Annotated in this window: 10 protein-coding genes; 9 read left to right on the top strand and 1 reads right to left on the bottom strand. The window is 40.0% G+C overall.

From position 1 onward, the window contains the following. The first annotated feature begins 64 nt into the window (after positions 1-64). From GZ996_RS04930 to GZ996_RS04900, 7 genes are all read left to right on the top strand, one after another. On the top strand, positions 65-1,975 hold the full coding sequence (locus tag GZ996_RS04930; RefSeq protein ID WP_162011468.1) for an ABC transporter ATP-binding protein: 1,911 nt from the start codon (positions 65-67) through the stop codon (positions 1,973-1,975). Positions 1,976-2,031: 56 nt separating this feature from the next. Continuing rightward, positions 2,032-2,796, top strand: a complete 765-nt coding sequence (locus GZ996_RS04925) for an Rgg/GadR/MutR family transcriptional regulator (protein WP_238386396.1) — start codon at positions 2,032-2,034, stop codon at positions 2,794-2,796. A 173-nt stretch (positions 2,797-2,969) separates the two neighbouring features. Further along, positions 2,970-4,157 carry an MFS transporter gene (locus GZ996_RS04920; RefSeq protein WP_162011467.1) on the top strand — a complete coding sequence of 396 codons (1,188 nt, stop codon included), beginning with the start codon at positions 2,970-2,972 and terminating at the stop codon, positions 4,155-4,157. Between the two features lie 102 nt (positions 4,158-4,259). Further along, positions 4,260-4,700: a DUF1836 domain-containing protein gene (locus GZ996_RS04915; RefSeq protein ID WP_380433856.1), complete on the top strand. Its 441-nt coding sequence runs from the start codon at positions 4,260-4,262 to the stop codon at positions 4,698-4,700. Continuing rightward, complete coding sequence (trhA, locus tag GZ996_RS04910) at positions 4,693-5,343, top strand: PAQR family membrane homeostasis protein TrhA (protein WP_156805221.1); 651 nt, start codon at positions 4,693-4,695, stop codon at positions 5,341-5,343. The genes GZ996_RS04915 and trhA overlap by 8 nt, the downstream gene beginning before the upstream one ends. A 790-nt stretch (positions 5,344-6,133) precedes the next feature. Beyond that, entirely contained in the window at positions 6,134-11,134 is a 5,001-nt protein-coding gene (locus GZ996_RS04905) for a S8 family serine peptidase (protein ID WP_161978914.1), read from the top strand. 163 nt (positions 11,135-11,297) lie between these two features. After that, a complete protein-coding gene (locus GZ996_RS04900; RefSeq protein WP_161978913.1) occupies positions 11,298-11,642 on the top strand; it encodes a glycosyltransferase in 345 nt (114 codons plus the stop codon). Between the two features lie 64 nt (positions 11,643-11,706). Here the strand turns inward: GZ996_RS04900 and GZ996_RS04895 are convergent, their stop codons facing one another. After that, the gene (locus GZ996_RS04895) at positions 11,707-12,195 is read right to left on the bottom strand and encodes a DUF308 domain-containing protein (protein WP_162011466.1); all 489 of its coding nucleotides are present in this window, start codon (positions 12,193-12,195) and stop codon (positions 11,707-11,709) included. Between the two features lie 232 nt (positions 12,196-12,427). Here GZ996_RS04895 and gloA point away from each other — a divergent pair, with 232 nt between their 5' ends. Together gloA and gdhA are read left to right on the top strand one after the other, a co-directional pair. After that, entirely contained in the window at positions 12,428-12,799 is a 372-nt protein-coding gene (gloA, locus tag GZ996_RS04890) for a lactoylglutathione lyase (protein WP_162011465.1), read from the top strand. 200 nt (positions 12,800-12,999) lie between these two features. Next, a complete protein-coding gene (gdhA, locus tag GZ996_RS04885; RefSeq protein WP_162011464.1) occupies positions 13,000-14,352 on the top strand; it encodes an NADP-specific glutamate dehydrogenase in 1,353 nt (450 codons plus the stop codon). Positions 14,353-14,506: the final 154 nt, after the last annotated feature.

Below are 14,506 nucleotides of genomic sequence, written 5' to 3'. Positions count from 1 at the left end.
TTTTTATCCCTTTTTTCCTCAACAAACCCATGATTTTTTCCTTGTTTTTTGGTAAACTAAAAGCATGATTATTTTAAGTGGAAACAAGTTAGAACGTTCCTTCTCGGGAGACGTTCTCTTTAATAATATCAATATTCAAGTTGACGAGCGTGATCGCATTGCCCTTGTTGGACGAAATGGAGCTGGGAAATCGACACTGCTGAAAATCTTAGTCGGTGAAGAAGCGCCAACATCTGGGGAGATCAATACCAAACGTGACTTGAGTTTGTCTTATCTTGCCCAAGACAGTCGCTTTGTCTCAGAAAATACCATCTATGATGAAATGCTACACGTTTTTGATGACCTTAGGCAAGATGAAAAACGACTGCGCCGTATGGAAGAACAAATGGCAGAAGTTGTCGGTTCAGACCTTGATAAACTGATGACAGATTACGATAAGCTATCTGAGGATTTTCGTCTGCATGGTGGTTTTACCTATGAAAGTAATATCCGAGCGATTTTAAACGGCTTTAAGTTTGATGAGAGCATGTGGCACATGACCATTTCAGAGCTATCTGGTGGCCAAAACACGCGCCTTGCCCTCGCTAAAATGCTACTTGAAAAACCTGAATTACTCGTTCTGGACGAACCGACCAACCACCTAGACATTGACACCATTGCTTGGTTGGAAAATTATCTGGTCAATTATCAAGGGGCACTGATTATCGTCAGCCACGACCGCTATTTCTTGGATAAGGTGGCTACAATCACCTATGACCTCAATCCACATAGCCTGGATCGCTACGTTGGGAACTACTCAACTTTCATGGACCTTAAAGCTGAAAAATTAGCGACCGAGGAAAAAAATTACGAAAAACAAGCTAAGGAAATTGCAAAGTTAGAAGACTTCGTCCAGCGTAATATCGTCCGCGCCTCAACCACCAAACGTGCGCAAGCGAGACGGAAACAGCTTGAGAAAATAACAAGGCTTGACAAACCAACAGCAGGGCAAAAATCAGCCAACATGACCTTCCATTCGGACAAAGTCTCTGGAAATGTGGTCTTAACGGTTACTGACACAGCGATTGGCTATGACGGGGACATCTTGGCAGAACCCATCTCACTCGATGTTAAGAAAATGGATGCTATTGCCGTTGTCGGTCTAAATGGTATCGGTAAAACCACCTTTATCAAATCGGTCATCGGTAAGCTTCCCTTTATCAAAGGAGAAGCAGTCTATGGGGCAAACGTCGAGGTAGGTTACTACGATCAGACTCAATCATCCCTGACACCGGCCAACACCGTCCTTGATGAACTCTGGAATGACTTTCCAACCACTCCAGAGCTTGACATTAGAAGCCGTCTGGGAGCCTTTCTCTTTTCAGGAGATGACGTTAAAAAAGCCGTTAGCATGCTTTCTGGCGGAGAAAAAGCGCGTCTATTACTCGCCAAATTGTCCATGCAGAATAACAACTTCCTCATCCTAGACGAGCCGACCAACCACCTAGATATCGATAGTAAAGAGGTCCTCGAAAATGCCTTGATTGACTTTGATGGCACCCTCCTCTTTGTCAGCCATGACCGTTATTTCATTAACCGAATTGCAAGCAAAGTCCTTGAAATCTCTGAAACTGGCGCAACCCTATACCTCGGTGATTACGATTATTATTTGGAGAAAAAAGCAGAGCAGGAGGAGTTGGTAAGACTAGCAAGCGAAGATATCGCTGTTATAGAAGATCTTCCATCAGCTGGTGCCAGCGATTATCAAAGCCAAAAAGCCAACCAAAAAGAGCTCCGCAAACTCATAAGACGCATCGCAGAAATCGAAGGACGCCTTGACGTCATTGAGCAACGGGAGACGGCTATCAATGATGACATGCTAACAACCAACGATCTCGGTCAACTCGCTGACCTCCAAAAAGAATTAGACGCCATTCAGGAAGAACAACTGGTCTTAATGGAAGAATGGGAGACCTTGAGCGAGCAGGTGGAGTAAGAGAAGCGTTTAAAATGGGACATTAGGCTGTTGATAGCCTAGTCAATGGAGGTGACATGACACATTACGGAGACATTTTTAGAACCTTTCGCTTAGATAGGCAAATGAAGTTATCACAAGTTGCTGGAGACGGTCTATCGGTTTCACAATTATCCCGCTTTGAGCGTGAGGAGTCAGACTTATCCGTGACTAAATTTTTCGATGCCTTAGAAAAAATCAATGTGACACCAGATGAATTTATGGGGCGAGTCAATCACTATGAGCGTGCCGAACAGATTAAGCTCATGTCACAACTAGCACGCGCTCATTACCGTAAAGACATTAAACGGTTAGAGCAAATGGTTGTCGCTGAGGAAAACAAAGTATTAGCAGACCAAGAAAACAAGGTCGCACGCCTCAATGCTATTTTATTCCGTGGGATGATTTGTGATTTGAACCCTAGTCGTCAGATGAGACAAGAAGACCTAGACCAAGTCAGTGATCACCTCTTTTGCACTGAGAATTGGACCATTTTTGAATTGATTTTGATTGGCAATCTCTTTAAGTTTTATGAAACAAGTTATATGTATCGACTAGTTGATGAGGTCTTGCAGCGTAAAGAACTTTACCAAGATATTGCGACCCACCGAAATCTTATCGAAGCGACGCTACTTAATGTTATCGAAATCTGTATTGACAGGGGAGATTTAACAGCTGCGAAGCATTATCACGACAAACTGATGCCCATGTTGGACAATGAGCGTAATGCCTATCACCGTATTCTCCAGCTTTATTTTAAAGGTTTGCTAGCCTATGCTTCAGGGGATAAAACTGGTGAGTAGCAAATGAGGCAAGTAGTTCAAATTTTTGACTGGATAGGAGCTACTTATCATCAAGAAACCTACCAAGAGCACTTGAAACGTCAACTCGAAAAGTATTCCCATATTTACAAATAATATCAAAACCTCCTAAAATGACGATAGACTAGAACTATCATTTTTAGGAGGTCATTTTTATGAATCAAAATGCGGTAAAACTCTTACTTAGCCGTGCCATCAATAAACTTGGTGATGTTCTTTTCGACTATGGCAACACAACCTTTATGGCGACAATGGGAACCATAGGGCAACAATTTTTAGGGATTTATCAAATCGCTGAGTTATTGGTGTCAATTATCCTCAATCCATTTGGTGGTGCCATTTCTGACCGTTTTAGCAGACGAAAAATTTTATTATGGACGGATGGGCTAGGAGCAGTTGTCTGCTTGCTCGTCGCCTTTCTACCAAATCAGACAGCCATGCTTTATGCCCTTATTGGTGTTAATGTGATATTAGCGATTTCATCATCCTTTTCAAGTCCATCATACAAGGCCTACGTCCCAGAAATTGTCGACAAAAATAATTTGGTCCGTTATAATTCGGATTTAGAGACTGCTGTCCAAATCATCAAGGTTTCTGCCCCGCTATTAGCCTATTGGATTTTAAAATGCGTCGGTATCCGCATGACCTTAGTCATTGATAGCGTCACTTTTTTGCTATCCTTTCTCGCACTTTATCTCATCCATCAACCTGATGCTTCTAAGGAGAATAGCAGAGCAGAAACGATTGATGTTAAAGGTATTTTGAGTGATATTTGGGAAGGCTTTACCTATATTTGCAGAAAGCAAGACGTCTTCTTTCTCCTTCTAATCGCTTCTCTGGTTAATATATTTGCGGCTATGTTAGGTTTTCTATTACCTTTTAGCAATCAAATCCTTAACCACGACACTGCCTATGCAACTTTACTAACAATGGCAGCCATAGGAGCTTTAATCGGAGCTGTTTTAGCTCGAAAAGTGTCAAATCAGACACACAATATGCTTATTTTTTTAATGATAAGCGGCCTTGGTATTTGCATTATTGGACTTGCAGCTGTGCTAGAATTACCAGTTTACCTATCTTATGCTGGCAACCTTCTGTCTGAAGCCAGTATGGCAATATTCAATATCCATTTTTTCAGTCAAGTTCAACAGCGCGTTGAAAAGGCCTATATGGGACGCGTGATTTCAACCATCTATACCGTGGCTATCATACTCATGCCGTTAGGAACTCTGACCATGACCCTCTGGTCTGCAAGTATTTCTCCTTGGAGTTTCCTTTGGATTGGAATAGGCTTTACGTTAACTGGTATGCTAAGTTTACTTTACAGCCATCAGATGAAATAAGCCCACAGCCTTTAAAGCTCTAAAAGTCGTTCATTAGCGACTTTTTTCTTGCACCTTTTTTATAAAATGGTATAATCTAGTTATCAAAACTAGATAGGATATATCATGACAAAAATTCCTTATTGGCATGAACTCCCCAATCTTGATCTTTATTTAGATCAAGTGTTGTTGATGGTCAATGAATTGACCCAAGTTAAGACAAGCCTAACTGATAAAGGGTTAACAGCATCCATGGTTAATAACTATGTCAAACACGGTTATGTAGATAAGCCGATTAAGAAAAAATATCAGAAGAAGCAGTTGGCTCGCTTGATTGCCATTACCTTCTTAAAAAACGTCTTTTCCATTCAGGAAATCAGTCAAGCCCTTAACCTCTTGCAGCAAACTTATTCTTCTCAGGAGATGTACGATGATTTTGCGTCTTGCATGAATGAGGCGGACAGGGACGTTCCTGAGGTGATCAAGACAGCCTGCGACGCTCTAAAACTCTATTACAAAGCTCGGCTATTAACCTTAGAAATGGAAGGACAAAACAATGACTAGAACGTTAAAACTCAGTAAACAACTCTCATTTGGCGAGGAAGTGGCTAATAGTGTCACTCATGCAATTGGTTCTGTTGCCATGCTCACCTTATTGCCAATTACGGCCATTCACGCATATAATGCCTACCATTTGAGAGCTGCGGTAGGAATGTCTATTTTTGTGATTAGCCTCTTTTTAATGTTTTTATCGTCAACGATTTACCATTCCATGTCCTATGGCTCGACCCATAAATACGTTCTGAGGATCATTGATCACAGTATGATTTACATTGCAATTGCTGGCTCCTACACTCCAGTAGCCTTGTCCTTGTTGGATGGTTGGTTAGGTTATGCCATAATCGTTTTACAATGGGGGATCACAATTTTTGGAATTTTGTACAAAATTTTTGCCAAGCGCATCAATGAAAAATTTAGTTTAGCCCTCTATCTTATCATGGGATGGTTGGTCGTCTTTATCCTACCTGCCATCCTGCAACAAACAGGTCCCATCTTTTGGGCACTGATGTTAGCAGGAGGACTATCTTATACCGTTGGAGCTATTTTCTACGCTAAGAAGAAACCCTATTTCCACATGATTTGGCACCTTTTCATTTTGCTTGCTTCAGCCTTACAATATATCGCCATTGTTTTTTACATGTTATAAGATACATTATCAATCTTTGTGATTAATATGAAACCAGTCAATCAAAATTAAGCCCAAAAACGAGGAATCTACTTAAATTTTAGAAGGAATCCTTGTTTTTTTGTTTCCCTATTAATCTATGGAAGTTATTTTTTCAGTGAGAGTTCGGAAATCTACACAAATTACCCAATTTATTGACTTATTTCTACAGATACAGCAGTGAAATATTTAAATTTGACAATTTAAATAACTTCTTAGTAAAATATGATTGTATCCGATATTCACACCTTAAATCTAGATCACGAGAACAACTAGAGAAGGCAGATTCCCTGCATAAAAGTTAGTCACTTTCTAAGCAATATCAATTGAGTGCTGCACTTGCTATTACTTAGAGAGGTAACTTTTGGCTCTATTTATCTTTGATCTCATTGAGACTATTAGAACACTGTTCGCATAAGCTTTTGGGGTAGTTTTTATGCAAAACATCTATTTAATATGCAGTCTTTGATCTGAAATATGTCCTGATTGTGATTTTCTTTGGCGAACATTGACTCTTCATTCAACGATATGTCCCTTCTTAACTCCAGTAAACAATTATGCTATATTTTCTGAGCTTAGCTCTATTCCCTCTAGTTCCGAAGAAATGTCATAAAACACTGCACAAAGAAGAACAATACCGTCTAATTAAGAGACCCTCGTTTTAATAGCCTTAATAAAATTGTTGTGAATAAGGGAATTTAATTCTTAATTTTTAATCTTAATCATCTTAATTTATTCTGTGAATGGAGGTACTTAGAAAGATGAGAATATCATGAATAAAAAAATATCTGTTGCAGTTGCAACATCTGTTGTAATCGGATGCGCTAGCACATCCGTGGCATGGGCTGATGAAGTTGAACAACCTCTGATCAATAACGAGATTGGACAAGCTAATACTCCGAACAAGGAAGAGTCAGAATTAAATACAGTCTCTTCTGATCAAGCACCATTGAAAGAGGCGTTAGAAGAGTTGAAAGATGTTCGTCAAAAACACCATGTTGATGGGCGGGGTAAAATTATCGCACTGGTTGATTCAGGAGTCGATACCAGTCATCCAGACTTGAGATTAGACGATGACGCTGTTTCTTCTAGCAAACTAACACCGTCTGAGAAAAAAGACGGGAGCACCGACTTTACCGCTAAAATTCCTCACGGTTATAACTATACTGAGGGGAATTTTCGACTAAGGGATGACGTTCCAGACCCTCACGGACAACATGTCGCAGGTATCTTAGCAGGAAATAGTAAAGATCCTAACGGTGTTATCGGTGTTGCTCCCAATGCGCAACTGCTTGGCTACAAAACCTTTTCTGACAGTACTCAAAAAATCTCGCCAGGAGCAAACGATGCAGTGGATCACGCGATTAATGATGCCGTTGAACACGGGGCAGATGTGGTTAACTTAAGCCTGGGACTTGAGGGGTCTGGATTACCTGGAGATATCCATGGTGAAACAATCAAAAATGCGGTGGATAAAGGGGTGGTTATTGTCTCCTCAATCGGAAATTACTCCTCTTCTACCTCTAGTAGCACCTATGACCATTATGCTAACCGTGGTTTAGCGATGAAAGATAGTGCCGCCATGGTTGCTCTTGCAGCAACTCCTCAAGCTATCGGCGTTGGAGCTGTTCAAAACAAGGTGCTGTACGCAGAAAACATGATTGTCGATGGGGAATCTTACCCACATTGGAATGTCGGAAAAGCCACCCAAGACCTCAAACCAAGACAGGAACAGACTGTTGAACTGGTTAATGCTAACCTTGCTACGCAAAAAGATGTTGAAACACTAGGAGACAAGCTTAAAGGAAAGGTTGCCTTAATCTATCGTGGTGAAGATGCTGTTTATAAAAAAGCTGAACGTCTAAAAGATGCTGGAGCTATTGGGGCTATTCTGATCAATGCTCCTCTACATGCTAGCCGTGAAGATTATCGAGATAAATTCATTACGTCCTACGAACATATTAGAACTTCTGATTTTTGGTATGTCTCAGTTTCTGGGAAAGCTGGTGAACAATTAGTCAAACCAATCGCCAATATCGGTGATACAAAAACCATCAAACTTCGATTCACTACCGAAAAATCACCCTATGTGCTCTCACAACATGACCGCATTGCAGGATTTTCTAGCTGGGGACCGACCAGCGATTTAGAGCTTAAGCCTGATTTAGTCGCTCCAGGTCAAGACATTCGTTCGACTTTCAACGATGGCAGTTACGGTGTGATGTCAGGAACCTCTATGTCATCTCCATATGTTGCAGGAGTCAGCGCGCTCCTTTCCGATAAAATTAAAGGCATCACTGGTAGCAAAGAACGTCTAGGATTTTACAAAGAATTTTCAAATGTAGAACTTAACAAGCTCTTGCTCATGAACACTGCTAAGCCTCTAAAAGATCTCGGTTCAACTACTGGTGATTTGGAATACTCTCCAAGAGTACAAGGTGCTGGTCTAGTTGATGCTGATGCCGCTTTATCCACTAAAGTATTTGCAACTGGAACAGGCAAAAAAGGCGTTGTCACCTTGAAAGAAATCAAATCTGATGAGGTGACATTTACCGCAACCCTATACAATTTTGGAGATACTGCGCAACAATTTGACATCAAACACAGTAAAGTTCTGTCTGAGACTGTTATCAAGAAAACCAAAACTGAGCGCGAAGCCACCAGTTCCATTTTCACTAAAGATGAGGCAGGAAACTTTACAGAACATATTAACGAAGTTCACCCTATAGCAGTTGATGGCGGGGAGTTAACCAGTGACCACCAGGTACTAATTCAACCAAATAGTTCTGCAACTGTCACTTTCAAACTGAAAACTGGACAGGTTAAAGATGATTTTGTTGAAGGCTTTATTTACTTTGTACCAAAAGATAAAACTCATCCTGAACTCTCCTTACCTTACTTTGGCTTCAAGGGCGATTGGAGTGCTGAGCCTGCGATTGATGCCCCTAGATGGGAGAAATCTAACCAAGCCGGGCTAACTGGACTTTTCACAGCCTACGAAGGCCGAAAAGGTCATAATGTTGTTAGCTATCTTGAAAAAGGTGTAGAAAATAAAGGTGATGTTCCAAACCCTGATAACATCGCCTTTACCAACCGCCGTGATACTTCTGAAGCAAGCAGCCGGAACGTTGTGCCTCGTTTATCATTCTTGAGAAATGTTCGTGATTACGAAGTGGCCATCGTTGATGGAAAAGAAGAGAGTAGCAAGGTGCTACAAGTTGTTCAAACAGGACATTTCAAACGCAAATTATTCTACAGCACGTTGACCGAGGCTAACCATGCTAACGCTGCAAATGCTGCAATAGAGTCCGACCTCAGGTGGGAAGGGAAAGTCTATAATCCTGAAATAGCTGATGATGAGGAGGTTCCAGAGGGACAATATTACTACCGTATTCGAACCAAAATCCATGACTCATCTCCGGTTCAAACAATGTACCTGCCATTTAGGATAGATAATACTGACCCTACCATGACTGCTGAACTGAATGAGGACAAGAGCAAAGTTACCATCAAAACCACCGATAATCATAAGATTTGGAAAGTACTTGCCATGGCAGACGGCAAAAGTGTTTCTGTTGATAAAGTCGCAGAGAATACCTATGAAATCAAAGATGTTGATAAATTGGACGCTTATCGGTTGAGAGTGCAAGCTATGGACTTTGCCGGCAACCCATCGAAAGAAAAAGAATTTATTCTAAACAAAGAGAAAGACGAACCTCACCGTAGATTGTCACTGTTAGACGAAGCCATAAAATCCCTCTTTGATCAGGATATCAAGTCAGAACCCCATGAAGAAAAAGAGATTGAAGACCAACCTGCCTACATCAACATGTTCAACTGGGCTATGTATGGTAAATATACCGGAAGAAGCAAGATTGACGAAGAAGATGGGAAGCTTTATTATGATTTGAATATGGCTATCCAAGAAGGGCACTATGCTGTCGTAACTACAACCAACAAGAGTGCGACAGATCCCGAGATGGGACAATCAAAAGACTATGCTCCAATATTTAGCAAACGATTCGAAGCAACTGGGCAATACCACTACGACGACTTTCCCGTCCTCATCAAAGAAGGCTTTAACATCATCAATATCAAAATTTACGATAAAGACGATAAATTAGTCATGGAAGAAGGCAATATCCTCTACTACGATGAGCACGCGCCACGCTTGCAGTTGAAAAATCAGATTGATTTATACGATGACGAAGACAATATGGCTGATGGTGCATTAACTAGTATCGACGGCACTATCTATGCTCGAAATGGACGTGTTGTTTTGGAGGGAACCGTCGCAGATAACGGCCCCAAATGGGTCTTAACCGTAAACGGCAACAATATCGCAACCCATTACCAATACCAAAAAGAGGGTGATAACGAAAAACCGTTCAAACATGAATTAGCTGTTAAAGAAGATGATGAAATCAAAATCAAACTGATGGATGACCAAGAAAATGCGAGAACAATCAGATTAACAGTTAAAGAGGATAATCAAGCTCCGACAATTAAAACCAACTTAAAGCCAACGATGGCTGAAACGGATATTCCTGAAATCGAACTAGAGGACAATATTTGGAGTTGGGACGAAACAGCCCCTAACAACATCATCACCATCAATGGTAAACCGTTTGACTTTGACAGCGAAAAGCCTTTGAGCTATTATAAACTGGAAGAAGCCCCTAATACTTATGTCGTTCGGATTAAAGCAGTTGATAAGGCCGGAAATGTTACAGAAGAAACACACATCATCGGTGAAAAACCATTTGATCTAACAGCGACATTGAAAAAACAAGTCATCACAGCAGATGAGTTGACAACGATAACTGAACTGATTGATGTTCCTAAACATGCTAAGGTTGACATTCTTGAAACTTCAATTAGTGATAAGGGTGAAGTCACAACAACAATTGTCTTAACAGACATTTTTGGTCGCCAGACAACCCAAGTTTTAACCGCTAAACTAGCCTCTAACCAAGACTCATCTATCACAGCCGAGTTGACTAAACAAATTTTCAAAAAAGATGAGCTTAATGACATCACACAGATTTTAAATTTACCTAAGGATGTTAGCGCTACTCTAATTCGTCCGATTACAGTTCCAGATAGTTCAAAACCAGAGCAAGTAACCGCTAGGGTCAGACTGTTTAGAAATGGTAAAGTCAATGAAAAAGATTTCACCTTTACAGTGATAAGCGATAAACACCTGAACGCAACATTGAGAAAAGAAACAATCAACATTTCTGAAACTTATGATTTGAACGGTCTCTTGGAATTACCTGAAGGTATTACCGCTAGCTGGAGCGTCCCTATTGCATACGGCAAAAAAGGAAAAGTAACCTTTAAAGTCATTTTGAAAGATCAGTATGGACAATCAGTAGAAAAAGAGTTTACAGTAACGGTATTAGAAGAACAATTGCCAAAAACAAACCACGAAGACAACTCTAAAACTACTAATAAAATACCAAAAATTAGTACAGAAGATGCTGGGGCTCAAAAAGCACGGGACATCCAATCAGATTCAGAAACCACTGATACTCATAACGAATCAGCACTTCAAGAACAAGAGCAGTATCAGATAAATGCTCCAAAAATGAATCTTAGCCAAGAAGTGAACTACCGTAAAACATCCGAATTACCAGTTCAACTCTCCACTAGCAGAAAATTACCTAAAACAGGAGGAGAATCAGCATTTTGGAATGTCTTAGTTGGTTTAGGTTTACTGATGATGAGCAAACTTGCTTTTAGTCTGTCTAAACCAAACAAAAAGGAATAACCATTATTAAGATTCTAAAGAAATATTAAAGGTTTGATACGCAAGATAAGGTAGCCTATACAAAAAAGTATGTCTGTAAAAATAGTCACATGACTGATAAACAGACATACTTTTTTAGCAGTCATTTTGAGTTTTTTTGTATCTGATTAATAGTGGTGATTTCATGTTTTTAACATACAAAATATTAAAATCATGTTACGATACTTATCTGCCCAATATAGACTATGTGATTCACCATGGAGCAGCAGGGATTTTCTACAAAGCTATTGCCAACACGATTCCATCCCTCATTATCCCAATGGATTTTGACCAATATGACTTTGCCAAGCGAGCTGATTATTTCCAAGTAGGAATATACGCTAAAAATAGGAAACTGAAAACAGTCTTAGACGCTTTCCAAAACCTAATTACAACTGATTGGCCTAATTTACCAAAATATGCTAAAGAGGTTAACAATACTCCTAGTAGTCTACTCTTGGCAAAAGAAATAGACCGTTTAACCCAATAACAAAAAATTCCCGCAACAACACACTTTTGCGAGAACATTATGATATAGATATCATTCTTATCATTTAGAGTCGTTTGCCCAATAGCATGGTCGAAGCACCAATTATGATAAAAATTAGAGAAAAGAATTTTCCGATAAAAACAGAAGAAAAGACTGGTGCAATAAAGAGAAGTAACCCGATGCCAAGAATGCCCCAGGTTTGCCGTTTATCATTACGATTTTGTAGAGAGCTAGTCCCCATCATCAAACGTGAAATCCCTAAAATAAGCAACCATAGCGATAACATGGAAAGAATAAGATTGCTTCGGAAAAAGGCAGAGCTGGTCATCAATAAAAATCCAACAAGTGTAGAAAGGCTAGCTTTTACGAGTAAACGAAGCGAACGATGCGTTTTTGTTAAATAAAAATAAAGCCGCAACTGATTAAGCCCAGTTACAAAAATAACAAAGGCAATCACCGAAGCGATTGTGCCAACAGCCGCAAATGGATGGTTAAACAGGAAAATTCCTAAAATAAGACTACTAATGCTAATAATTAACGAAAGTGTTTTCATCATTTCTCCTTTAGTGATGTTTTAAAATAACAAAGTGGTGTAACACTTAATCGGTCATCTTGGTGACTTACTAATAATCTGTTATCCCCATAGAAACATTTGTAACAAACGGCTCAGCACAACAGTCAATCATTTCATACAATGAATTTATTTTTATTATAGAAAAATGCTGAAAAGTTGTCAAAAAACTCTTATTATTTTACAATATTGTTATTATGACTAGGAGGATTTTATGAAATTACTACACACTTGTATCCGTGTTAAAAACTTGGAAGAATCATTGAAGTTTTACTCAACTGCTTTTCCTTTCTTTGAAGCCCGCCGCATGGATTTCCCAGAACACAAGTTTACCATCGTTTACATGCAAACAGAAGGTGAAGAATTTGAGCTTGAATTGACTTACAACTATGACCACCCAGGTTATGAACTTGGCAACGGTTATGGTCACTTGGCTGTTGGTGTCGAAGACCTTGAAGCGTCACATGCAGCCCACAAAGCTGCTGGCTATGACGTCACAGACCTTAAAGGATTACCAGGTAAAGATGTTCAGTATTACTTCATTACCGATCCAGATGGTTACAAAGTCGAAGTGATCCGTCTATAATTTGCATAGGTATGTCAGAAAATCTGACATACTTTTTGATTTTTTCCGCTAAATTTTCAAAAATACTTGACAAAAATATTCTGAAAATTTATACTATTTACTGTAGTTATTTTTCTCACCTCGTTTATTGCTATAAAACGTGAGCCAATAGGCTTTGAAAAGTGTGAGATATCGTATTATTTAGATAATGGAGGCAAATTATGACAAGAGGTCAAGAATACGTTGCTAGCGTTTTTGAAAAAGTAAAAGCACAAAATGGACATGAAGCTGAATTCCTACAAGCTGTTGAAGAAGTCTTTGATTCATTGGTGCCAGTTTTTGATAAATACCCTAAATATATCGACGAAAACATCTTGGAACGATTAGTTGAACCAGAGCGCATCGTTTCTTTCCGTGTGCCATGGGTTGATGACAAAGGTCAAGTTCAAGTTAACCGCGGTTTCCGTGTGCAGTTCTCATCAGCAATCGGACCTTACAAAGGCGGACTTCGTTTCCACCCATCTGTAAACCAATCCATCATTAAATTCCTTGGATTTGAGCAAATCTTTAAAAACTCATTGACTGGTCAGCCAATCGGTGGTGGTAAAGGTGGATCAAACTTCGACCCTAAAGGAAAATCAGACCTTGAAGTGATGCGCTTTACACAAAGCTTCATGACTGAACTTCAAAAATACATTGGTCCAGATGTGGACGTTCCTGCTGGAGATATCGGTGTTGGTGGACGTGAAATTGGTTACATGTTTGGTCAATACAAACGCCTCAACGGTTACGAAAATGGTGTCTTGACTGGTAAAGGGTTAACTTACGGTGGGTCATTGGCTCGTACAGAAGCAACTGGTTACGGAGTGGTTTACTTTGCTGAGCAAATGCTTAAAGCGCGTGGTGAAAACTTTGCTGGTAAAACAGCTATCGTCTCAGGTTCTGGTAACGTGGCTATCTACGCTATCCAAAAACTTCACGAGCTTGGTGCTAAGGTTGTCGCATGTTCAGATTCATCAGGATACATCTACGATGAAAATGGTATTGATGTCGCAACCTTGAAACAGCTTAAAGAAGTAGAGCGCGCTCGTATCGTTCAATACATTGAACACCATCCAAACGCTCATTTCACACCATCGTCATCTGATAATAATATTTGGACAGTCAAAGCTGACCTTGCATTCCCATGTGCAACTCAAAACGAACTAAATGACGCTGACGCACGCGCCCTTGTTCGTAACGGTGTTATCGCAGTTGCAGAAGGTGCTAACATGCCATCAACCCTTGAAGCGATTGACGTTTTCCACGCAGCAGGCGTATCATTTGGTCCAGCGAAAGCTGCAAACGCTGGTGGTGTTGCCGTCTCAGCTCTTGAAATGGCTCAAAACAGTGGACGCACAGCTTGGACATTCGAAGAAGTGGATGCCAAACTTTATAACATCATGAAAGACATTTATGAAAATGTAGCGGCAGCAGCAGAAGAATTCGACGCTCCAGGTAACTTGGTTGTAGGTGCTAACATCGCAGGATTCCTCAAAGTCGCAGAAGCAATGTCAGCACAAGGTGTTATCTAATTAAAATTAATAATAAAGAAGACTGATTTGAAAAGAACCCCTTATAATGGACAGTATAAAAAGTACTATACTGTTCTTATAAGGAGGTTCTTTTCTCATGGCTAAAAAAGGAAGTAAATTTACAAAGTATCCACCTGAATTCAAAATACAAGTA

This window comes from Streptococcus sp. S784/96/1 (genome assembly GCF_902729355.1).
GTDB lineage: Bacteria > Bacillota > Bacilli > Lactobacillales > Streptococcaceae > Streptococcus > Streptococcus caledonicus.
This window is presented reverse-complemented; position numbering and strand designations above follow the sequence as displayed.